This is a genomic window from Paraburkholderia sp. CI3 (assembly GCF_050436505.1).
Taxonomy (GTDB): Bacteria; Pseudomonadota; Gammaproteobacteria; order Burkholderiales; family Burkholderiaceae; genus Paraburkholderia; species Paraburkholderia tuberum.
On the sequence record NZ_JBNDMI010000004.1, the window covers coordinates 3,014,630 to 3,035,423 of the forward strand.

General features: G+C 62.8%; 20 protein-coding genes. 8 read left to right on the top strand and 12 right to left on the bottom strand.

From position 1 onward, the window contains the following. Positions 1-27: 27 nt before the first annotated feature. Positions 28-1,581, bottom strand: a complete 1,554-nt coding sequence (locus tag OKW29_RS35400; protein WP_429294207.1) for a CoA-acylating methylmalonate-semialdehyde dehydrogenase — start codon at positions 1,579-1,581, stop codon at positions 28-30. Between the two features lie 145 nt (positions 1,582-1,726). On the opposite strand from OKW29_RS35400, the gene OKW29_RS35405 reads away from it, so the two are divergent. Together OKW29_RS35405 and OKW29_RS35410 are read left to right on the top strand one after the other, a co-directional pair. Further along, positions 1,727-2,626, top strand: coding sequence for a LysR family transcriptional regulator (locus OKW29_RS35405; protein WP_187627453.1), 900 nt, complete (start codon positions 1,727-1,729; stop codon positions 2,624-2,626). 236 nt (positions 2,627-2,862) lie between these two features. Then, positions 2,863-3,399 carry a class IV adenylate cyclase gene (locus OKW29_RS35410; RefSeq protein ID WP_184051682.1) on the top strand — a complete coding sequence of 179 codons (537 nt, stop codon included), beginning with the start codon at positions 2,863-2,865 and terminating at the stop codon, positions 3,397-3,399. Positions 3,400-3,486: 87 nt separating this feature from the next. Here OKW29_RS35410 and OKW29_RS35415 read toward each other — a convergent pair whose 3' ends face one another. Further along, the gene (locus tag OKW29_RS35415) at positions 3,487-3,978 is read right to left on the bottom strand and encodes an Lrp/AsnC family transcriptional regulator (protein WP_429294208.1); all 492 of its coding nucleotides are present in this window, start codon (positions 3,976-3,978) and stop codon (positions 3,487-3,489) included. A gap of 150 nt (positions 3,979-4,128) precedes the next feature. On the opposite strand from OKW29_RS35415, the gene phhA reads away from it, so the two are divergent. Both phhA and OKW29_RS35425 read left to right on the top strand, forming a co-directional pair. Beyond that, positions 4,129-5,019, top strand: coding sequence for a phenylalanine 4-monooxygenase (gene phhA / locus OKW29_RS35420; protein WP_429294209.1), 891 nt, complete (start codon positions 4,129-4,131; stop codon positions 5,017-5,019). Between the two features lie 116 nt (positions 5,020-5,135). Continuing rightward, a complete protein-coding gene (locus OKW29_RS35425; protein ID WP_429294210.1) occupies positions 5,136-5,426 on the top strand; it encodes a 4a-hydroxytetrahydrobiopterin dehydratase in 291 nt (96 codons plus the stop codon). 104 nt (positions 5,427-5,530) lie between these two features. On the opposite strand, the gene OKW29_RS35430 is transcribed toward OKW29_RS35425, so the two are convergent. Beyond that, a complete protein-coding gene (locus OKW29_RS35430; RefSeq protein ID WP_090802357.1) occupies positions 5,531-5,755 on the bottom strand; it encodes a DUF3717 domain-containing protein in 225 nt (74 codons plus the stop codon). Positions 5,756-5,904: 149 nt separating this feature from the next. On the opposite strand from OKW29_RS35430, the gene OKW29_RS35435 reads away from it, so the two are divergent. Together OKW29_RS35435 and OKW29_RS35440 are read left to right on the top strand one after the other, a co-directional pair. Beyond that, entirely contained in the window at positions 5,905-6,591 is a 687-nt protein-coding gene (locus OKW29_RS35435; protein WP_013090980.1) for a response regulator, read from the top strand. 167 nt (positions 6,592-6,758) lie between these two features. Beyond that, positions 6,759-8,273, top strand: coding sequence for a sensor histidine kinase (locus tag OKW29_RS35440; protein WP_429294211.1), 1,515 nt, complete (start codon positions 6,759-6,761; stop codon positions 8,271-8,273). A gap of 83 nt (positions 8,274-8,356) precedes the next feature. On the opposite strand, the gene OKW29_RS35445 is transcribed toward OKW29_RS35440, so the two are convergent. The 7 genes from OKW29_RS35445 to mnmC all read right to left on the bottom strand — a co-directional run bounded on the left by OKW29_RS35445 (position 8,357) and on the right by mnmC (position 17,716). After that, positions 8,357-8,890, bottom strand: a complete 534-nt coding sequence (locus tag OKW29_RS35445; protein WP_429294212.1) for an SET domain-containing protein — start codon at positions 8,888-8,890, stop codon at positions 8,357-8,359. 213 nt (positions 8,891-9,103) lie between these two features. Further along, the gene (locus OKW29_RS35450) at positions 9,104-10,216 is read right to left on the bottom strand and encodes an NADH:flavin oxidoreductase/NADH oxidase (RefSeq protein ID WP_429294213.1); all 1,113 of its coding nucleotides are present in this window, start codon (positions 10,214-10,216) and stop codon (positions 9,104-9,106) included. Between the two features lie 109 nt (positions 10,217-10,325). After that, positions 10,326-11,039 carry a glutamine amidotransferase gene (locus OKW29_RS35455; RefSeq protein ID WP_429294214.1) on the bottom strand — a complete coding sequence of 238 codons (714 nt, stop codon included), beginning with the start codon at positions 11,037-11,039 and terminating at the stop codon, positions 10,326-10,328. Between the two features lie 142 nt (positions 11,040-11,181). Then, entirely contained in the window at positions 11,182-11,820 is a 639-nt protein-coding gene (locus tag OKW29_RS35460) for a MarR family winged helix-turn-helix transcriptional regulator (protein WP_429294215.1), read from the bottom strand. Positions 11,821-12,390: 570 nt separating this feature from the next. Beyond that, entirely contained in the window at positions 12,391-13,506 is a 1,116-nt protein-coding gene (locus OKW29_RS35465) for a YbdK family carboxylate-amine ligase (RefSeq protein ID WP_184036839.1), read from the bottom strand. An 87-nt stretch (positions 13,507-13,593) separates the two neighbouring features. Beyond that, the gene (locus tag OKW29_RS35470; protein ID WP_429294216.1) at positions 13,594-14,799 is read right to left on the bottom strand and encodes a cation:proton antiporter; all 1,206 of its coding nucleotides are present in this window, start codon (positions 14,797-14,799) and stop codon (positions 13,594-13,596) included. A gap of 949 nt (positions 14,800-15,748) precedes the next feature. Continuing rightward, entirely contained in the window at positions 15,749-17,716 is a 1,968-nt protein-coding gene (mnmC, locus tag OKW29_RS35475; protein WP_429294217.1) for a bifunctional tRNA (5-methylaminomethyl-2-thiouridine)(34)-methyltransferase MnmD/FAD-dependent 5-carboxymethylaminomethyl-2-thiouridine(34) oxidoreductase MnmC, read from the bottom strand. Positions 17,717-17,946: 230 nt separating this feature from the next. On the opposite strand from mnmC, the gene OKW29_RS35480 reads away from it, so the two are divergent. Further along, a complete protein-coding gene (locus OKW29_RS35480; protein WP_090802341.1) occupies positions 17,947-18,144 on the top strand; it encodes a hypothetical protein in 198 nt (65 codons plus the stop codon). An 18-nt stretch (positions 18,145-18,162) separates the two neighbouring features. Then, entirely contained in the window at positions 18,163-18,441 is a 279-nt protein-coding gene (locus OKW29_RS35485) for an HU family DNA-binding protein (RefSeq protein ID WP_018418891.1), read from the top strand. 147 nt (positions 18,442-18,588) lie between these two features. On the opposite strand, the gene OKW29_RS35490 is transcribed toward OKW29_RS35485, so the two are convergent. Both OKW29_RS35490 and OKW29_RS35495 read right to left on the bottom strand, forming a co-directional pair. Beyond that, a complete protein-coding gene (locus OKW29_RS35490; protein WP_429294218.1) occupies positions 18,589-19,881 on the bottom strand; it encodes a GTP-binding protein in 1,293 nt (430 codons plus the stop codon). Positions 19,882-20,026: 145 nt separating this feature from the next. Then, positions 20,027-20,470 carry a lytic transglycosylase domain-containing protein gene (locus OKW29_RS35495; RefSeq protein ID WP_429294219.1) on the bottom strand — a complete coding sequence of 148 codons (444 nt, stop codon included), beginning with the start codon at positions 20,468-20,470 and terminating at the stop codon, positions 20,027-20,029. Between the last annotated feature and the right edge of the window lie 324 nt (positions 20,471-20,794).

A 20,794-nucleotide genomic window follows, 5' to 3' on the forward strand; every position in this document is an offset into this window, starting at 1 on the left:
GACTTGATGCCGCGCAAAGCCGCCAGCTTATTTGGCGACCGGCATCGTGAATTCGGCGCCCTTCGCGATGCTGTCAGGCCAGCGCTGCATGATGCTCTTGTAGCGCGTGTAAAACCGCACGCCTTCCTCGCCGTACGCATGATGATCGCCGAACAGCGACTTCTTCCAGCCGCCGAACGAATGCCAGGCCATCGGCACGGGAATCGGCACGTTGATGCCGACCATGCCGATCTCGATCTGCCGGGAAAACGCGCGTGCAATGCCGCCGTCGGACGTGAACAGCGACACGCCGTTCGCAAACTGATTCGCGTTGATCAGTTCGACTGCGGAGGCGAAGTCGGGCACGCGCACGACGCATAGCACCGGTCCGAAAATCTCCTCGCGGTAGATCTTCATGTCGGGCGACACGTCGTCGAACAGCGTGCCGCCGAGGAAGAAACCCTTCTCGTGCCCCGCGACCTGATGACCGCGCCCATCGACGACGAGCTTCGCGCCCGCGGCGACGCCAGCGTCGATATAGCCGAGCACCTTGTCGCGATGCGCGCCGGTGACGAGCGGCCCCATCTCGGCCGCCGCTTCCATGCCGTTGAGGATTTTCAGGCTATTCACGCGCGGCGTCAGACGCTCGATCAGCTCATCGGCGATATGCCCCACCGCGACCGCCACCGAAATCGCCATGCAGCGCTCGCCGGCCGAGCCGTAGGCGGCGCCGATCAGGGCGTCGACGGCCTGGTCGAGATCGGCGTCGGGCATGACGACGAGGTGATTCTTGGCACCGCCCAACGCCTGCACGCGCTTGCCGCGCTTCGTGCCTTCGGTGTAGATGTATTCGGCGATCGGCGTGGAGCCGACGAACGACAGCGCGCTGACTTCCGGATGCACGAGCAGCGCGTCGACCGCGACCTTGTCGCCGTGCACGACGTTGAACACGCCGTCCGGCAGGCCGGCTTCCTTCAGCAGTTCGGCGAGCCGGTTCGACGCGGACGGATCGCGTTCGGACGGTTTCAGCACGAAGGTGTTGCCGCACGCGAGCGCGACGGGGAACATCCAGCACGGCACCATCATCGGGAAGTTGAACGGCGTGATGCCCGCGACCACGCCGAGCGGCTGCCGCAGATTCCAGTTGTCGATGCCGCCGCCAATCTGATCGGTGAAATCGGTCTTCAGCAGATTCGGGATGCCGCACGCGAATTCGACGATCTCGATGCCGCGCATCACCTCGCCCTTGGCGTCGGAAAACACCTTGCCGTGCTCGCGCGTGATCAGCTCCGCGAGCTCATCGTGATGACGGTCGAGCAGTTCCTTGAACTTGAACAGCACCCGCGCGCGTTTGATCGGCGCGGTTTCGCTCCAGGCGGGAAACGCGGCTTTGGCGGCAGCGACCGCGGCGTCCACCTCGGCGACGCTCGCGAGCGGCACGCGCGCGCTGACGCTGCCGAGCGCCGGATTGAAGACGTGGCCGAAGCGCCCGCTCGTGCCTTCGACCGTCTTGCCGTTGATGAAATGGCTCAGCGCGCGTGCACTCGCCGCGCTGCGTGCGGCTTCGTCCTGCGCGGTTGCGTCGGAATATGTCTCGCTCATCTCGTTCCTCTTTCCTGTGAAATCTTCCGCTTCGCGCTCGATGCCGCGCGCACAAGCGTGCTGAACACCAAGCGTACGGCCCTTACGAGCGACAAATCCAATGAGTAATGCTCAACTGCGCCATAAGCCGCGCTAATATCAGCATATGGATCTGACTCTCCTTAGGGCCTTCGTCACCGTAGCACGCGAGGGCAACCTTACGCGTGCCGCGGTGCAACTGCATCTGACCCAACCTGCCGTCAGCCTGCAAATCAAGCACTTGCAGGAGACGCTCGGCGTGACGCTGTTCACGCGGAATTCGCACGGGCTCGCGCTGACACGCGACGGCCAGGCGCTGCTGCCGCATGCCGAACGCGCGCTCGGCGCGGCAGCCGACGTGCAGCGGGCGGCGCAGACGCTGCGCCAGGAAGTACGCGGGCGCCTGCGCATCGGCACCATTCTCGACCCCGAGTTTTTGCGCCTCGGCGGTTTCCTGAAGCAACTCGTCGAGACCTGGCCGCAGATCGAAACCGCGCTGCGCCACGGCATGTCGGGCTGGGTGCGCGAACAGATTCGCGCGGGCGAGCTCGACGTCGGCTATTACATTGGCCTGCCCGCCGACGACGAGACGCGCGACGGCACCACGTTTCACGCGGTCACGCTCACGCATTTCCAGTATCGCGTGCTCGCGCCGGCGGGCTGGAAAGATCGCGTGAAGGGTGCACGAGACTGGCGCTCGCTCGCGGCGCTGCCGTGGATCTGGACGCCGCCGGCGTCCGCGCACAACCGGCTGCTGTCGCGCTGTTTCGGCGAAGCCGGTGTGAAGCCGGTCAAGGTGGCCGAGGTGGACCAGGAGCCGTCGATGCTCGATCTGGTCAAATCGGGCGTCGGTCTCACGCTTGCGCGCGACGCAACCGCGATCGCCGAGGCGCATGCGCACGCGCTGACGATCGTCGATGGCATAACGGTGCCGACGCAGCTGAGCTTCATCACGCTCGACGAGCGCAAGGACGAGCCGGCGATCGCGGCGGCGTTGAAGCTGATCGAACAGCAGTGGGCGATTTGAGCGGGGACGGTCTGACGCGTTGCGATATGAGTCTCGCTAATGCCCGCCCTCTCCCACTTGTCCGCCGAGCTGAAACCGCTCCGTCACGAAATTTTTGCTAGATTGTCGGTTTGCGCTCGCGCAGCGCCCTCGCAGCTTTCCGTTCCGCCTGGCTTCGTCCTTCCCGGCGGCCTCCGCCCGGCAACATCAGCAACTCCGGAGCCGCCGGTCACTTCCCCCATCCACAGGAGCCTGACATGGCACGCAACATCGAAATCAAAGCCCGCGCCCAGCATTTCGACCAACTGCGCGAGCGCGCCGCACAGCTCGCGACGGACGCGCCGCTGATCTTCCGCCAGCAGGACTTTTTCTACGACGTGCCGCGCGGCCGCCTGAAGCTGCGCCAGTTCGACGACGGCACGCCGGCCGAGCTGATCTTCTATCAGCGCGACGACCGCGACGGCCCGAAGGCGTCGTACTACACGCGCAGTCCGGTGACGAATCCCGAAGCGATGCATGCGCTGCTCGCGACCGCGCTGACCACGCGCGGCATCGTCTCGAAAGAGCGGCACGTATATCTGAGCGGGCGCACGCGGATTCATCTGGATCGCGTCGACGGTCTCGGCGATTTCGTCGAACTCGAAGTGGTGCTCGCGCAGGACGACGACGAAGAAGGCGGACACGCGGAAGCTCAAGCGATGTTCAAGAGCCTTGGCGTATCGGAAGCGGATCTGGTGCCGGTCGCGTATGTCGATCTGCTGAATGCCGACGACGAGCCGCAGCGGGCGGCATAGAGATCCCGTCACCGCAGGGGCCGCGGCAAGGCATGCGCGGCTCCCCTCTTCCTGTCAGTCGGCACTGCCGGCAACGGCTTCGAACCCTCAAACCGCCGCCGCCCCCGCCGCCAGATGCCCGAGCGGCAACGGCCCATTGCGCTTGAAGGTGGTCAGCACGATATTCGAGCGCACGCTATCGACACCCGGCACGCGCATCAGCTTCTTCATCACGAAGGTCGACAGGTAATTCAGATCCGGCGCGACGATGCGCAGCAGATAGTCGGCATCGCCGACGACCGCGTGACATTCGAGCACTTCGGGCAGCAAGTCGATCTGGTGCTGAAACTGCTCGATGATCGAATCGCCGTGATGCTTCAGCTTCAGGCTCGTGAAAGCGGTGACGCCAAGCCCAAGCTTTTCGGGCCGCAGCACGACGCGATAGCCATCCACCACGCCGACCTGCTCCAGCCGTTGCAGGCGTCGCCCGATCTGCGACGGCGACAGCGGCACCTGCTCCGCCAACTGCTGATGCGTGGCGCGGCCGAAGCGCTGCAGCACGTCGAGCAGCGCGAGATCGAAGTGGTCGAGTTCAAGCATGGTGATATCCCGCATTAATCTGCCATTTAACACACGATTATCGCATAACCATCCGCTTATACGCGAAACTTGCGCCCTTTCCGCACGTGCTCCGCTCTACACTCGCATACGCCGATCTCATGCAATCCGTCTTGTTACAGCAGCCTCGCCATGTCCACCGCCAGCACCGCCAAACTCAAGGAACAGTTCGACACCGGTCTCGAGACCCAAGCCGACTTCACGATCGATCAGCCGCTTGAGCGCTACGGCACGGTTGACCATGCGGTCTGGCGACAACTGTACGCGCGCCAAACAGCCTTGCTCGAAGGCCGTGCCTGCGATCAATTCCTCGCGGGCGTCGAGCGCATCGGCCTGCCGTCCGAGCGCGTGCCGTCCTTCGAAGACGTCAACGCGAAGCTCACGCCCGCAACCGGCTGGCGCATCGTCGCGGTGCGTGGCCTCGTACCGGATCAGGCATTTTTCGAGCATCTGGCGAATCGCCGCTTTCCGGTCACGTGGTGGATGCGCCGCCCCGACCAGCTCGACTACCTGCAGGAGCCCGACTGTTTTCACGATCTGTTCGGCCATGTGCCGCTGTTGATCGACCCGGTGTTCGCCGATTACATGCACGCATACGGCCGCGTCGCGCTCGCTGCCAATGACGCGGGCGCGCTGCCGCTGCTCGCGCGGCTCTATTGGTACACAGTGGAGTTCGGACTGATCCGCGATGACGCGAGTCCGAACGGCCTGAAGATCTACGGCGCGGGCATCGTTTCGAGAAAGGCGGAGACGCTGCATAGCCAGCGAAGCGCAGCGCCGAACCGACTCGGCGTCGCGCTGGAACGCGTGATGCGCACGCGTTATCGCATCGATACGTTCCAACAAACCTATTTCGTCATCGATGACTTCGCGCAACTTTTCCACGTCGCGCAAACCGACTTCGCGCCGCTGCTGACGAAGCTCGCCAACGCACCTGCCTACGCGGCGGGCGACCTGTTCGACGGCGACTGCGTGATTGCGCGCGGAACCCGCGAGGGTTGGAACACCGGCGGCGACGTTTGAACGAAAAGCCATCGCAAACCGATCCAGCCCAGCGTGCGGCGAGCGTTGCGCAACCATGAAAAAATGACGGATTCGTCCGCCTGCCGGCGAGCGAGTTCGACGAGCGAGGTAACACCATGATTCAGAAACTGACTTCCGACGAGCGAACCGAGCAACTGGCGAAACTGAATCGCTGGCAAAGCGTGGCTGAGTGTGATGCGATTCGCCGCGCGTTCGAGTTCGCCGACTTCAACGAGGCCTTCGGCTTCATGTCGCGCGTCGCGATCAAGGCGCAGGAGATGGACCACCATCCCGAGTGGTTCAACGTGTACAACAAGCTCGACATCACGCTGTCCACCCATGAAGCGAACGGCGTGACCGAACGCGACATCGCGCTTGCCGCATTCATCGACGGGATTACTATGTAATACAAATAATTACGGGCCTTTATGCGTGTTTATGCATAATTCGCCGCGTAATCAGGTGACCATGAAAGGACAATGCAGGCAATTCCCTAGGCAAACCTTCAGTTCTACAGGCTATTCTTAAGTTGAACGTAAGCTTCCCAGGCCTGCCTTGCAATCGGGTCGAAACGATCGAGTGATAGCGACTGCTGACGCTGTACAATCAGCAGCGCATACGGCTTGGAGAGCGCGCTTGCCTCCTTGCACAGAACGTGTTCGTCGCCGCTTGAAGGTGAGCGGGTGCGCCAGAAGTTGATCGCGGCTTCCAGTTCGTGAATGCTGATCTCGGACATGACTTCGTGATGGCTGGCACGGTGCTTCGATTCGGCTCGACAGCTGCTTCGTGGCGCGTCTGCCGCCGCTTCGCACGCTGGCTGTGTAGCAGGCGCCCCGGCGAACCGCTTGCCCAAACGCCTAAACCCATTGTAATTGAGCGAAATCCATGCGACTCCTTCTGATCGAAGATGACCGCCCCATCGCACGCGGCATCCAAAGCAGTCTCGAACAAGCCGGCTTCACCGTCGACATGGTCCATGACGGCATCTTTGCCGAGCAGGCCCTCACGCAAAATCGCCACGAACTCGTGATCCTCGATCTGGGTCTGCCGGGCATCGACGGCATGACGCTGCTGTCGCGTTTCCGCCAGAGCAACCGTCACACGCCGGTGATCATCCTGACCGCGCGCGACGAACTGAACGACCGCGTGCAAGGCCTGAACTCGGGCGCGGACGACTACATGCTGAAGCCGTTCGAGCCGGCCGAGCTCGAAGCGCGTATTCGCGCGGTGATGCGCCGCAGCGGTCCGCACGGTGACATGCCGCGTCCGGAAGTGTCGCTGGGCGGCGTGCGGCTGTCGGGCGTCGACCGCCGCATCTTCAACGACGACAAACCGCTCGAACTGTCGCCGCGCGAATTCGCGGTGCTCGAAATGCTGCTGCTGCGTCACGGCCGCGTCGTCAGCAAGGCGCAACTACAGGATCATCTGACACACTTCGGCGGCGACCTCGGCGATACCGCGATCGAAGTCTACGTGCACCGCGTGCGCAAGAAGCTCGAGAACTGCCGTGTCGAAATCGTCACCGTGCGTGGCTTTGGCTACCTGTTGCAGGAAATTCGCCAGGCCGCATAATCGTCGTGAAGGCCGCGCATTGCGTCGCGACCTGACGGCGCCGGAGCGGCGCCGCGCATCGGCTGTGCCCGCAGCGCGTTGTGCCGGGCCCCGGACCGTCTCAAGGCGCCTCGCGCCATTACTACCGCAGTTGCCACCGCAGTCACAACTTTCCCGCGCGTTCGATCATGCACCAGCCGGCCGCCAATAGTCTGCGCCGCACGCTGCTGCGGCGCCTCGCTGCTCCCCTGTCGCTGCTCGCGCTGATGAGCGGCCTGATCGCTTACTGGCTCGCATGGCAGTACACGCAGCACGTGGTCGACCGTTCGCTCGCGGACCTCGCGACCGCGATCTCCAAACAGATCCAGATTGCCGGACCGGAAGCGCCGATCACGGTGCCACCGCTCGCGCAGGCGATGTTCTCCGACCCGGTCGAACATCTGGTCTACCGGATCAGCACCGGTGACACCGAAATCGCCGGTGACCACAATCTGCCGCTGCAAGGCACCAACGTGCGCCGCATGCATTACGCGTACGTGTTCGAGACGCAGCACGAAGGCGTGGCCGTGCGGGTCGCTCAGGTGCGCGTCGATCAGCCGAGCGGTAATCCGATCGTCGTCGAAGTCGGCCAGCCCGTGCATCACCGCTTCCGCATCGCCGCCGAGTTCCTCATCGCGATCATGATGCCGTTATTGCTCCTGCTGCTAGCCGGCTGGGTGATCGTGTGGCGCGTCGTCAATCAGCAGCTCAATCCGCTGACCGCGCTCGCCGATTCGCTGAACCGGCAAACGCACACGTCGCTCGAGCCGGTCGACGAAACCTATGTGCCGGTCGAGATCCGTCCGCTGACGGGCGCGCTGAACGCATTGCTCGATCGTCTGAAAGCCGCCCTCGATGCGCAACGCAAATTCATCGCCGATGCCGCGCATCAGCTGCGCACGCCGCTCACCGCCGTGAAGCTGCATGCGGAGCAGGCGGTCGTCGCACGCGATCCGCAGCAGACGCTCGCTGCCGTGCGCGAACTGCGCGCCGCGGCCGATCGCGCCGTGCGGCTGTCGAATCAACTGCTGTCGCTCGCGCGCGCCGAGCCGGGCGAACAGGCGGCCCGCTTCGTCAATGTCGACATGGCCGCGCTCGCGTTCGACACCGGCGCCGAATGGGTGCCGCGCGCGCTACCGGTACACGTGGACCTCGGCTTCCAGCGCCTCGACGATCCGTCGAACGATGACCCGCTGATGGCGCGCGGCAACCCTGTGCTGCTCCATGAAGTGATCGCGAATCTGCTCGATAACGCGCTGAAGTATGTGCCGCCTTCGCGGGTCGACGGCGGGCGTATCACGGTCACAGTTTCGCAGACGCTGATCGACGATCTGCGCATGGCCGAGATCGTCGTCGAAGACAACGGGCCGGGCGTGCCGCGTTCGCAGCAGGCGGATCTGTTCAAGCGATTCTTCCGCGGCGACGGGCAGACCGAGGCGGGCGTCGACAGCGGCGCGGGTCTGGGCCTCGCGATCGTCCACGACATCATGGTGCTGCATCATGGCAGCGTGCATTACGAGGACGCACCGGAGGGCGGCGCACGCTTTATCGTGAGGATTCCGTTGCTGCCGCCCGGTGCGTCCGCAGGCGCTGCCACCGCCAACGATGCCAACGCACGGCGCGCCACGAAAAAACCGGCGCACTCGGCGCCGGTCGATTTGTAGAAGGTTTGCCCGGCTGCCGCGGCGGCGTTCGCCTCAGCGCTTCGATCAGCGCAGACAGCTACCGCCGCGCACCGACCCGCGGCTCATTTCTTCTTCGATTTCTTCGCCGGTTTGCTCGACTTTTCGCCCTTGTCGGCGCCTTTACCCGACTTGCCGCCGCCCTTGCCCTTCTGCGGCGGTGCCAGCATCGTGCCGCGGCACTTGCGCGCGCCGCAGCGGCATTCGTATTCCTTTTTCAGCTTTTTCGTCTGACGCGCGTCGATCACGAGGCCGTAGTCGTAAAAGACTTCCTCGCCCTCCGCGATATCGCGCAGCGCATGCACGTACACGTGTCCGTCGATTTCCTCGGCTTCGCAGTTCGGCGCGCATGAATGATTGATCCAGCGCGCGCTATTGCCGTTCACCTTGCCGTCGATGACCTTGCCGTTATCCAGCGCGAAATAAAACGTGTGATTCGGTTCAGCCGGATTATGCGGATGGCGGCGCAACGCTTCTTTCCAGGTAATCCGCTCGCCCTTGTATTCGATCAGTCGCTCGCCGGCCGCGATCGGTTCGAGAGCAAACACGCCTTTGCCGTGCACACCCGAACGGCGCACGGCGATCCTGCGTGAATTCATTGAATGAATCCTTGTGAAGAACTGGGGAATCAAGTCTGGCAATCGTCAGGCGCGTCGCACGCGCGGCTTTTTTCTGACGCGAATAGCAAACGCGGCGCCCTGAAAGCGCCGCGTCGACTTGCGACGCGCACCGCGCCACAACCGGCATCCTACACGTTGTCCACGGCTTCCTTCAACCGTCAGCCGATGCGTTCGTTCAACGTGCGACGGGCGTCACCGTTGACCAAACGAAATGTCGCCGAACAGTGCTTTCTGCTCACGCGGTTGTGAACGCCAGTACTGCGGCGGCGCTTCGACGGTCGCACCGAGGTTAGCGGCGGCGTGCCACGGCCAGCGCGGGTTATAGAGCAGCGCGCGAGCGAGCGCGATCAGATCGGCATCGCCCGTTTCGATCAGCTGCTCGGCGTGCAGGGGATCAGTGATGAGTCCGACGCCGATCGTCGTCAGACCGGTTGCGTGCTTGACCGCCTTCGCGAACGGAATCTGATAGCCCGGCTCGAGCGGAATTTGCTGCAGCGGCGAGACACCGCCCGACGACACGTCGATCCAGTCGCAGCCGCGCTTTTCCAGTTCGTGTGCAAACGCGATCGTGTCGTCGAGCGTCCAGCCGCCTTCGACCCAGTCCGTCGCCGACACGCGCACGCCGACCGGTTTGTCGGCAGGAAATGCGGCACGCACGATGTCGAAGATTTCGAGCGGAAAACGCATGCGGTTTTCGACCGAGCCGCCGTAGTCGTCGGTGCGCTGATTGGCGATCGGCGACAGGAACTGATGCAGCAGATAGCCATGGGCGGCATGCACTTCGAGCGCATCGATGCCAAGACGCGCGGCGCGCCGCGCGGACGCGGCGAACGCCTCGCGAATCCGGTTCAGGCCGACGACATCGAGCGCGAGCGGCGGCTCCTCGCCCGGTTTGTGCGGCAGCGCCGACGGCGCATGCGGCAGCCACCCGCCTTGCGACACCGAAATCAGCTGGCCGCCTTCCCACGGCACGTGGCTCGATGCCTTGCGGCCCGCGTGCGCCAGTTGCATCGTCACGTTGACGTGCGAATGCTTGCGGATCGCGGCCAGCACCGGCACGAGCGCCTCTTCGGTCGCGTCGTCCCACAAGCCGAGATCGCCGGGGGTGATGCGCCCGTCCGCCTCGACGGCGGTTGCTTCGATGCACAGCATGCCCGCGCCGGACAGCGCGAGACCGCCGAGGTGAATCATGTGCCATGCGGTCGCTTCGCCGCGTTCGGCGGAGTACTGGCACATTGGGGAGACGACGATACGATTGGGAAGCGTCACGCTACGCAGCGTGAGCGGAGAGAAAAGCGCGCTCATGGATTACGCCCAGTGAAAGCCCGAGAGCGATCGAGGATAGCACCGCACGCGGTTTACTGCATGAACGTGGCACCTGGCTGGCCGCTTACGTCGCCATTCGGCTAGCCATTCAGGCTTGCGTCTCGACGTGATCGAGCCATTCGCCAAACATGCGGCACGCGGCGGCTTCGAGGACGGGACCGTATCGGCCGGTGTCGGCGCGCAACTGACGCGCGTCGATGCCGTGGCCCGAGAGTTCGTTCGCATTCCCTATCAGCCAAGGTTCGAACCGATCGGTGCGGATCTCGGGATGACACTGCAAGCCCAGTACGTGATCGCCCCATGCGAAGGCCTGATTCTCGCAAGCCGGGGTCGATGCCAGACGGGTCGCGTTGGCCGGCAGATCGAAGGTGTCGCCGTGCCAATGCAGCATCGAGGTATGAGCGCCATCGAGATGACGCAGCGGCGAGGCGCGGCCGGCATCGGTCAGCGTGAGCGGCGTCCAGCCGAGTTCGGCCTGAGTCGCGGGGTAGACGCGCGCACCGAGCGCCCGCGCGATCAGTTGTGCGCCAAGGCAGATACCGAGTGTCGGCAGACCGGCCGCGATGCGTTTTTCGATCAACGACAGCAGCGGCGCGAGCGTGGGGTACAGCGCGTCGTCGGTAGCGCTGATGGGGCCGCCCAGCACGACCATCAGCGACGCGGCAACCGGATTGGGCGCCTCGATACGGGCAACGCCCACATCGAGATAACGGACCGGACGCCCGCGCTCGCCGAGCACGAGCTCGAGACTGCCCAGATCCTCGAAGTGCACATGGCGGATGGCGAGTACTTCCCGATTCATCGGCCTGCCCTATCTTCAGGTTGACTAACGACCTGCCGCCAACGACTTTATCCTTGCACGGCACCAGCCGGCAAGCAGGCGGCGCATACCGCCCGCCGTCGCCGGCCAGGCCATGTTAGCGGATTGCCCAGGAAGACGCCGGTTATTGGGCGAAGATCTTCCAGGTCTTCTTCTGGGTGGCGACGTCCGCCGTTTCATGCACGGAGCAGTCGAGACGCACATCGGTGTCCAACATGTTCAGGTCGAGCAGCGCGCAGTGATGCGGCGTCTTCTTCGGATTCTTGCTCGGCTGGAAATGCGTGCAGCTCAGGCACATACGATGCGCCGGAATCGTGTTTCGCGCTTCGAGCTGATAGATGGTCTTGAGCAGCGTGCGATAGAACACGGACTGCTCGTCGTCGCGCAGCGTACCGACCGCCTTCGAGAGGAAGTCCGGCCATTGCGCGGCGCGTTTGGCAGCGGTGCGGCCACGCGAGGTCAGACGTACCGCGAGCGCGCGACCGTCGTCGAGTGCGCGACGCTTTTCGACGAGGCCCTTGGTCTCGAGCGTGCTGACCGCATCGCTGGTGGTCGCGGCAGTCAGCGCCGTTTCACGCGCGATTTCGCCGAGACGCATCGGCCCCTTACGTTGCATCAACAGCACGAGGATCTCGCCCTGGGTCGGCGTAAGGCCCGCGCCTTCCGCCCATTCCCAAGCCTGGCTTCGCATCGCCGTGCTCAATCGCAAGAGGCTGTGGGTCACTCGCCCGGCTGCCTGTTCTCCGTATACGCCTTCGCTCATAATCTTCGATTCGTTTATTTACCGCTTTGGTGCAATGCCGGCGGCTGCCTGCCGGAGTACACCCGTTGCGTGTGTGGGGTAGCTTCGTCCAACCGCGGATGAAACCGTTTGTACTATCTCAAAAATACACCGTCTTGGAAGCCGAAGGCGGCGAAAAACGACATTCTATGCGACAGCGGCTAATCGTACAGCTAACTTATCCAACGCGAGCTGTGGATAAGCAGGGGAAAACGTTTGGACAGCCTGTGTACCGTTTTGCAACAAGCACTTGTAGCGTGTTGAACGTTTCCTCGGTTGCGCTTGCCAGGCGTGGCCGGAGCCCGTTTTACGAGCCCAGTTATCATTTCCCCAGCGCATTGACTTTGCAGGAAATTATTCAGTTGTCCACAGCCTTTGGCAATGCCTGCTTACGACTACTACGCTGGTATACGTAAGCTTTCGAAAAACCTGAAGGGTTGCGCGCGCGAAAAACCATAAAAATTTTCTTACGAAAAAAAACCCGCACGCGGCGGGTTTCGTCGGAACGTCGCGTAGCTGGCGCACGCAAACGGTTTCATGAAGTCTTCGCGACTAGGCGCGCCATTGCAGACACTGCTGGCGTACCGCTTCGTGCAAGGACTTTTCCTGCGCAAACACACTGCGCAGCCACGTCGCGTCGTTGACCTGACCGCGCGCGATCGCGCCGACTTCGGCCAGCGCATTCACCGAGCCGAGCGCTTCCGCATGCGGTCCGATCTGTTCGAGCGTTTCGAGAATATCTTCGGAAATCGTCTTGCGTTCACCGGTTTGCGGATTGATGCAGGTGCCACCGAGTCCGAACCGGCAGGCTTCGAAACGGTTGAACGTGTAGACCAGATAGTCGTCTTCCTGCGGCATGATCGGCTTATCGAGCAACAAATGACGCGCGAGCGTCTGGATGTAGCAGGCGATCGCCGCGGCGCGATCCACCGAAAACGGTGTATCCATCACGCGGACCTCAATCGTGCCGAAGCCCGGCTTCGGACGGATATCCCAGTAGAAATCCTTCATGCTGTTGACCACGCCCGTGTGGACCATCTTCGAGAAATACTCCTCGAAGCTGTCCCACGTCAGCACGAACGGCGCGCGGCCCGACAGCGGAAACGCGAACACGGAATTCAGACGTGCCGAATGAAATCCGGTATCGACGCCCTGTACGAAAGGCGACGACGCGGACAACGCAATGAAATGCGGGATGAAGCGCGACATCGAATGCAGCAGATACAGCGCGCTGTTCGGATTCGGGCAACCGATGTGCACGTGCTGGCCGAACACGGTGAACTGCTTCGCGAGATAGCCGTATAGCTCGGAAATATACTGAAAGCGCGGCGTATCGACGATCTGCCGCTCGCTCCATTGCTGGAAAGCATGGGTGCCGCCACCGCACAGACCAACGTTCAGATGATCGGCCGCGGACACCAGCGTGTCGCGAATCTTGCGCAGATCGGTGACCGCCTGTTCGTGCGACGTGCAGATGCCGGTCGACAGCTCGATCATGCTTTCGGTGATTTCCGGCGTGATATTGCCGGGGATTTTTTCGTCCTTGATGAGGCGCAGCAGATCCGTGCCGGCTTTGGTCAGATCATAGTCGTGCGTATTGACGATCTGCATTTCGAGCTCGATACCGAACGTGAACGGTTTCGAGTCGATGAAGGGTTCGAGTGACATGGCGTCCCCTGAGTCAGGTCGTTTGAGGCGAAGGAATTGAAAGACGGGTTCGTGAAACGCGCATCGCAGCCCATGCGCGTTTCACGCTTACCCCTCGCGCCGCTCGGCGACGAGCGCGAGGCTGCGATAAACGAGCCACGGCCCGAGAATCTGCAGCACGAAAATCGAACACATAGCGATTGCGCGCAGCTGCGGATCGAAGTTCGGATACAGGTTGTACGTGTCGTCGACGAGCAGATACGCGAGCGCCGACATCGGTGACAAGGACAGGCCGAGCGCGATGCCCTGCTTCAAGTTCAGGCCGCTCGGCTTCGCGAACGCCAGCACGCCGACCAGCTTCGCGACGAGGCGAGCAACGATCAGACCCAGCGCGGCGACTCCGCCCAACGCGATGTGCTTCCATTCGAACGACGTCAGCGTCAGCACGAACAGGATCACTGTCAGCAGCCAGCCCGCGGTGCCGAAATGCTCTGGCCACAACTGCGGACGCACTTCGTGATTCTTCACGATGATGCCCGCGGCGAGCAGCGCGAGAATCGTCGACAGCTTGAACAGATGCGCGATCGCGATCGCGAGCAGCACGAGACCGAACAGCGCCACGAACGAATGCTCGTCCTGCATGTTCAGGCGCCGATAGAAGAACGTGCAGGTGCGCGCGAGCAGATACGCGAGCACGAGCGAGCCGACCAGCAGGTACAACGGCTGCAGGATGGTCGCGAACACGTTGCCGTAAGCCTCCTGATGCAGCCAGCTCGACACGAGCTTTTCGATCACGACCGCGTACATGCTGTTCAGCGCGGTCAAGGTCAGAAGACGCTGCGTGACCTGGCCTTCCGCGCGTAGTTCGGTTTTGAGCTGGATCACCATCGCGGGCGATGTCGCCATCGCGATCGCGGCGAGTACGGTCGCGACCATCAGCGGCACGTGCAGAAACAGCAACACGGGCAGCACCAGCACGAAAGTCAGCGTGGCTTCGGCGACGCTCGACAGAATCAGCCACGGATTGCGGCGGATCCAGCGCAGATCGAGCCGGCTGCCGAGTTCGAACAGCAACAGGCCGAGCGCGACGTCGAGCAGCGGCCGCGCGGCGCTCGCGGAATCCGCATCGATCACGCCAAAGCCTGCCGCGCCGGCCACGAGTCCGATCACCGCATAGCCGGAAATGCGCGGTAAACGCCACGCGCGATAGCAAAGCTCGCCGCACAGACCGGCGGCAAGCAATGCAAGACCCGCCCAGAAAATGGCGTCGGGCGAAAGCGGCCACGCTGGCAAAAACGAAAACGCCGAATTCATCGTAATGGGTTCTCCTTGGCAGCAACGGCAGACGACACGAACCGGCGCACACGCACGCCGTCACGAGCGCACGGGGAGCGCACGTTGTCGCAAGCGCTTCGCGAAATCAGCGTTGCGAGGTTTCAATGATCGGATGATCGGAATGCGCCACGGCCGCGAAGAACCGCACGGAGTCGGGCACATACACGGGATGCGGCAGTAGCAACAGGCACGCTGAAGGAACGCCGTCGACCGTGAATCAGATTCTGTTTGACCGGCACCGTTCCATTGCTGCGCGTGCCGTCATTGCTGTGGCACGACGCGGAAAAACGGGGATTGTGCCATAGCTTTTTCCGGGTTAACCGAAAAGACGTTAACTCGCAGGCAAAACGGTAAAAAAGAACGTTATTTTCCCAGTGAACGGAAAAAGCGACCTTTTTTCGAGGTATCGCATCAGTTTCGACCACGTCGCGAACGGCGAATCCGCTCTCGGGCGTTACCGCTGCTTCGGTGATTTCGATGCGCGGTTTTGTCGTTAGCGCAGCGCGTCGAGCGATCCGGTTTACGCGAACTCGAACGAAACTCAGCTAGCCCGATACGCGGGGCGTTAGCCCCCGTCTTTGCTGTTTACTGGTTTACCGTATGTATACGTAGTAACAGTTAACAAGCTGCCTCGGTTTCTGTGGATAACCTATGTTTACCGAAACAAATCATCGAGTTCCCGGCCGCATAACCGGATGCACAGCATGTGCGGCGGCTGCCGGTATACGCGAGCAACTTTTCGCACTTTTTCGCGATGTCCCAGTTACCCCGTTTACGTCCACAACGGTTCCACACGACTTGCGCCGGTTAACCGCGCGGTTATCCACAGGTCGCAGTGGATAAGCCGGAGTCCTGGTTAACCTTGTTTACAGGGCGGGCGGAGTTAACGTGCCGGGCGCAGAGATAACTTCGCAATGGTCGAAGCCGGTTAACCGATCGTTCCCTGTCGCAAGGACCGCAGCAGAAAACGCCCAGGGTCGATGTCTTCGGCGAGATCGCGTTCGAGCGGCCACGGCTCGCCTTCGATCTGCGAGGCGATCAGTTCAGCGCCGAGCGCGGCCCACACCAGCCCGCGAGAACCATAAGCGAATGCGCCGTACAGACCGTCGAGGCGCGGTAGATCGAGCGGCCATGCGCCGCGCAGGCGGGCAGCATCGCGGGCGGCAGCGGCTTCGTCGGCGAGCTGGCCGATCATCGGCATGCGATCCGAGGTCACGCAGCGAAACGCAACGCGGCCGGCGAGCGAGGTCAGCGGCGCGGCATCGAGTGCGCTTGCGAACGACGGCAACATCTGCGCGACGCGCTCGATATTCTCGCGATGACCGTCCGTGCGCAGCGACGTTTCGGGGTCGTCGAGTTCATAGGTCGCGCCTGTCAGCGTGACATCGTTCGCGAGCGGCACGGCGTAGCCCTCGCCGATCACCGGCAGCGCAAGCGGCGCGACGCTACCCGTCGGCAGCAAGCTCAACTGACCACGAATGCTGCGTGTCGGCGCATGACGCAAGCCAGCGATGCGCGCAGCTTCATGCGCACCAGCGACGATCACGACCGGCGCTCGCGCGACTACCTTTCCCGCGATATCGAAGACGGTCCACTGATCGCCGGAACGTTCGAGCCGCGCGACGTCGACACCGAAGCGTCGTTCGAGCAAGCCGCCTGCCGATGCGAATTGCGCCGCGCACAGCGAAGCCGGATCGATCCAGCCGCCGCGTGGAAAGAACCAGCCGCCGCGCGCGAGCGGCACGCCGGCGAGTCGCTCGGCATCGGACGCGCACACCGGCGTCACGTAGTCGGACGGATAGCGGAACGCGCCGATGGCCTCGCCGATTGCGCGTGCCTCGTCGTCGTCCGCGGCGATCTGCAGCAGACCGCGATCGCCGCGCGCGAGCCGATGCCCTGCACTTTCGAGCGCGGCCCAACGATTGAGCGCGTACAGAAAGCCCGCCCGCGTGACGCGCGACGCGACGCTGTCGTCGCGCGAAATCATTGGGTGGAATACGCCGGCTGGATTGCCAGACGCATCTTGTGCAACCGACGCATGCCGCTCGAGCGAAGTCACGCGCCAGCCGCGCGCCGCAAGCCGTTCGATCACCGCGCAGCCGGCCAGTCCCGCACCGATCACGACCGCGTGTCGTTCGTCGTGCCAGAACGACGCGGGCGGCTCATAACGGCGCACACGCCAGCGCGGCGCGAAGCGGCCGACCAGCATCGCGCGTTTCCAGCCGAAGCCGTCGACCTTGCGATACTCGAAGCCGCATTGCGTCAATGCGCGTTTGACGTCGCCCGCGCTGCTATAGGTGGAGAAGGTCGCGTCATCGCCCGCGACGCGCGCGAGCGCCTTGAAGATCGCCGGGCTCCACAGCTCGGGATTTTTCGCGGGCGCAAAGCCATCCAGATAGAACGCATCGGCACGCAGCCGCAAGGTGGGCAGGCTGTCGAGCGCATCGGCGAAGATCAACGTCAGCACGACGCGGCCGCCTTCGAATTCGAGCCGGTGCGTGCCGGGCACGAGCATCGGCCAAGCGTTCGCGAGCGTGTTCGCGAGCCCGGCGATCAGCGGATCGGAGATCGTCGTCGCGTGAACGCGGCGCAGATCGGCGGCGCTAAACGGATGCTTTTCGGTCGACACGAAATGCAGCCGCTCGCAGCGAGCCGGATCGGCGCGCCATGCGGCCCACGTGACGAGAAAGTTGATGCCGATGCCAAAGCCGGTTTCGAGCACGGTGAACGTACGGCGGCTCTGCCATCTTTCGGGCAATTCGTTGCCGCGCAGAAAGACGTAGTGAGCCTGCTCGAGCGCGCCGACGGCGCTGTGATAGATGTCGTCGTAGTGTGGTGAAAAGGGGCTGCCGTTGTCGCGGAAAGCGAGGACGGCGGGGATCAGCGGATCGGTCATGCGCGACGGGAAAACACGCTCAAAAGGTCGCTCGAAAGAGCGGGTTCGATGGTTCGAGCCGGCGCGCGCTGCGCGCGAGTCGCCGTAAAAGACCCATCAGGACGCATTTAGACGCTTTGCTGCGTTGGCAAAAACCAACGCTAACCCCCGCCAGGACTGGGTTTCAGCCCTCGTTTAGGGGGTGCTGAGGGGCAAAATTTCGATTTCCTTGCAAGAACGGCCCGAAAACCGTGCAATTCCTCGAAACCCTTATCCTGATTGGGTTTGCGCTGCGCTATCATAGCAAGCGCCGCGAAGGGAGCGGCAGCACGGCCGCCGAACAGGGTTTTGTCCGGCGCGGGAGATCGTCAGGATCAGGGCCGCAGCTGCTCGACGGCGCGGTGCGCGCACGTATAATCGGCGCGGTCGCGCTGTTCGTATCAACCTAAACTCAGAAAGGAACCTTAATGAACAAACAGGAACTGATCGACGCTGTCGCAGGACAGACGGGCGCCAGCAAGGCTCAAACCGGTGAAACGCTGGACACGTTGCTTGAAGTGATCAAGAAGTCTGTGTCGAAGGGTGAGGCGGTCCAGTTGATTGGCTTCGGTAGCTTTGGTTCGGGCAAGCGCGCAGCGCGTACGGGTCGTAATCCGAAGACCGGCGAAACTATCAAGATCCCGGCTGCCAAGACCGTCAAATTCACGGCAGGCAAGGCGTTCAAGGACTCGGTCAACAAGCGCTAGGCAGATTCCTGCCGGGCAGTTGACACCCGCGAGAAAAACCCGCCAGTGGCGGGTTTTTTTTCGTCCATGCATATGGTTCAAGCGCGGGACGTGCTTCGTTCAGTCATGACGATGCGCGTTCTCGCCGTGGTCATGTCCGCCATGTTCTCAGTCGTCGCCGTGCCCGTGATGATGATGGCCGCGATCATCATCATGATCGTGGTCGTCGAACTCCCACGCCGGGAACGGATCAGGGAACTGCTGCCAGGCTTGCGGCCCGAGCGCGTATTCGTCGTCGGTGAGCAGACAGGCGTCGAACTTTGCGCGCCAGATGGCGGGGTCGATATCCATGCCGATCAGCACGAACTCCTGACGACGATCGCCGATGCTGGTATCGTCCGGCGCGCCGTACCAGTCGGCGGCGATTTCGGCGGCCAGCTCGTCGTCGCCTGCCGGCCATTCGCTGCGATGCTGCGCGGCCCACCACATGCCCGCCGGACCGTGCCGGCAAGCGCCACCGGCCTGCGATAGCGAACCGCCGATATCGTTGCGCGTCGCGAGCCAGAAGAATCCCTTGCTACGCAGTACGCCCTTCCACTCCCGATGCAGCAGCTCCCACAGCCGCTGCGGATGAAACGGCCGGCGTGCGCGATAGACGAAATGGCCGACGCCGTATTCGTCGGCTTCGCTGCGATGCATGTGGCCGTGTTGACCGCCGTGCTCGTGCTCGAGTGCCGCGAGCCAGCCCGGCGCATTCGACGCTTCGTCGAAATCGAAGCGTCCGGTGTTCACGATCTGGTCGAGCGGCACGTCGGCGAAGCGGCTCACGAGCTGCACCCCGCGCGGGTTCAGGCGTGCCAGGATGCGCTGCAAACACGCGAGCTCGTCGGCGCTGACGAGATCGATCTTGTTCACGACGAGCACGTCACAATACTCGATCTGCTCGATCAGCAATTCGACGATCGTACGGTCGTCGTCTTCGTCGACTGTGATGCCGCGTTCGGCGAGCGCGTCGGCCGACGCGTAATCGCGCAGAAAGTTGAACGCATCGACGATCGTGACCATCGTATCGAGCCGCGCGACGTCGCCGAGCGACGCGCCCTCGTGGCCCTCGAATGTAATGGTTTCGGCACTCGACATCGGCTCGGCGATGCCGCTCGATTCGATCACGAGCGCGTCGAAGCGATTTTCGCCGGCGAGGCGACGGATTTCGTTTTGCAGCTCGTCGCGCAGCGTGCAGCAGATACAGCCGTTCTCGAGTTCAACGACCTGCTCGTCGACGCTCGACAGGTCGGCCGCGTGGCGCACGAGCGTCGGGTCGATATTGACCGCGGCGAGATCGTCGACGATCGCGGCGACGCGCAAACCGGCGCGATTCGCGAGGATGTGATTCAGGAGCGTGGTCTTGCCGGCGCCCAGAAAACCGGAGAGCACGGTGATGGGCAATAGCGGCTGGTTCATCGCGGTACGGAATACGGGAGGATTGAAAGGCGTGCCGGGGGCGGGGCCAAATGGTCGGCGTCGCGGCGACGGCGCGACAGCAGCATGAAGCCGCATTGTGCATTAAAACGGGCGCGGCCTGCGCAAGCGACAGCGCTGGACAAGCCTACTGCGCGGGCATCAACTTCCACCTGCGCAGAATCGCGGCGATCTGTTGCGAGTATTTGTCCCGCAACGCCGGCGTCTCAGAGTGGTATGCTCCGACCGCCTGCCAGGTATTGCCGTACTTGTTCATCTGGCGGCGCAGATGCCACGCCGCGATATAAACGTTCTTGCACGGCTCCATCAGCGTGCCCTGCGAGATCCCGTACTGGGCGAGCACCGGCAGATGCACCGAATTGATCTGCATCACACCGTAGTCGGTCGAGCCGTTCGCGTTCTTGTGCTGCGCATCCGGCCGGTTGTGCGACTCCTGCCACGCGATAGCCCGTAAAATCAATGGGTTGACCTTCTGATACTTCGCCGCTTCGTCGAAGCAGTCGGCGCGCGCGGAGCCGGCTGCGACGAGCAGCGCGAGCATGGCGGCGACGGTGACGAGCGGACTTTTCATCGGTCAACAGGACTGGATAAACCCGAGGTAAGAATCGGTAAGGCAGTTTGCCGGCCGCGTTTCGGCCGCAACGGCAAGCTGGCCGGGCATTTGTCGAGCATCGGGGAAAACCCGCGTCAGCAAACACATAGCAGTGAGTCGAACGGCTCGTATCATACCGGCAGTCCGACCTTCGTCAAGTTGGCTAACCGACATAAGACCGTACAAAGCCGGGTAATGGCGTCCAGGTACGGTGCCGGTTAGCTTTCAATTTAATAACCACCCTGCGATTCCGTAAGGATTCGCATGAGGCCCCTTGTTTTGTTTCAAATCCGACATGAAAAG

What these genes read in the sequence shown, in the direction of transcription:
- OKW29_RS35400 (WP_429294207.1), bottom strand. Translation starts at nt 1,581, where the DNA reads ATGAGCGAGACATATTCCGACGCAACCGCGCAGGACGAAGCCGCACGC.
- OKW29_RS35405 (WP_187627453.1), top strand. Translation starts at nt 1,727, where the DNA reads ATGGATCTGACTCTCCTTAGGGCCTTCGTCACCGTAGCACGCGAGGGC.
- OKW29_RS35410 (WP_184051682.1), top strand. Translation starts at nt 2,863, where the DNA reads ATGGCACGCAACATCGAAATCAAAGCCCGCGCCCAGCATTTCGACCAA.
- OKW29_RS35415 (WP_429294208.1), bottom strand. Translation starts at nt 3,978, where the DNA reads ATGCTTGAACTCGACCACTTCGATCTCGCGCTGCTCGACGTGCTGCAG.
- phhA (WP_429294209.1), top strand. Translation starts at nt 4,129, where the DNA reads ATGTCCACCGCCAGCACCGCCAAACTCAAGGAACAGTTCGACACCGGT.
- OKW29_RS35425 (WP_429294210.1), top strand. Translation starts at nt 5,136, where the DNA reads ATGATTCAGAAACTGACTTCCGACGAGCGAACCGAGCAACTGGCGAAA.
- OKW29_RS35430 (WP_090802357.1), bottom strand. Translation starts at nt 5,755, where the DNA reads ATGTCCGAGATCAGCATTCACGAACTGGAAGCCGCGATCAACTTCTGG.
- OKW29_RS35435 (WP_013090980.1), top strand. Translation starts at nt 5,905, where the DNA reads ATGCGACTCCTTCTGATCGAAGATGACCGCCCCATCGCACGCGGCATC.
- OKW29_RS35440 (WP_429294211.1), top strand. Translation starts at nt 6,759, where the DNA reads ATGCACCAGCCGGCCGCCAATAGTCTGCGCCGCACGCTGCTGCGGCGC.
- OKW29_RS35445 (WP_429294212.1), bottom strand. Translation starts at nt 8,890, where the DNA reads ATGAATTCACGCAGGATCGCCGTGCGCCGTTCGGGTGTGCACGGCAAA.
- OKW29_RS35450 (WP_429294213.1), bottom strand. Translation starts at nt 10,216, where the DNA reads ATGAGCGCGCTTTTCTCTCCGCTCACGCTGCGTAGCGTGACGCTTCCC.
- OKW29_RS35455 (WP_429294214.1), bottom strand. Translation starts at nt 11,039, where the DNA reads ATGAATCGGGAAGTACTCGCCATCCGCCATGTGCACTTCGAGGATCTG.
- OKW29_RS35460 (WP_429294215.1), bottom strand. Translation starts at nt 11,820, where the DNA reads ATGAGCGAAGGCGTATACGGAGAACAGGCAGCCGGGCGAGTGACCCAC.
- OKW29_RS35465 (WP_184036839.1), bottom strand. Translation starts at nt 13,506, where the DNA reads ATGTCACTCGAACCCTTCATCGACTCGAAACCGTTCACGTTCGGTATC.
- OKW29_RS35470 (WP_429294216.1), bottom strand. Translation starts at nt 14,799, where the DNA reads ATGAATTCGGCGTTTTCGTTTTTGCCAGCGTGGCCGCTTTCGCCCGAC.
- mnmC (WP_429294217.1), bottom strand. Translation starts at nt 17,716, where the DNA reads ATGACCGATCCGCTGATCCCCGCCGTCCTCGCTTTCCGCGACAACGGC.
- OKW29_RS35485 (WP_018418891.1), top strand. Translation starts at nt 18,163, where the DNA reads ATGAACAAACAGGAACTGATCGACGCTGTCGCAGGACAGACGGGCGCC.
- OKW29_RS35490 (WP_429294218.1), bottom strand. Translation starts at nt 19,881, where the DNA reads ATGAACCAGCCGCTATTGCCCATCACCGTGCTCTCCGGTTTTCTGGGC.
- OKW29_RS35495 (WP_429294219.1), bottom strand. Translation starts at nt 20,470, where the DNA reads ATGAAAAGTCCGCTCGTCACCGTCGCCGCCATGCTCGCGCTGCTCGTC.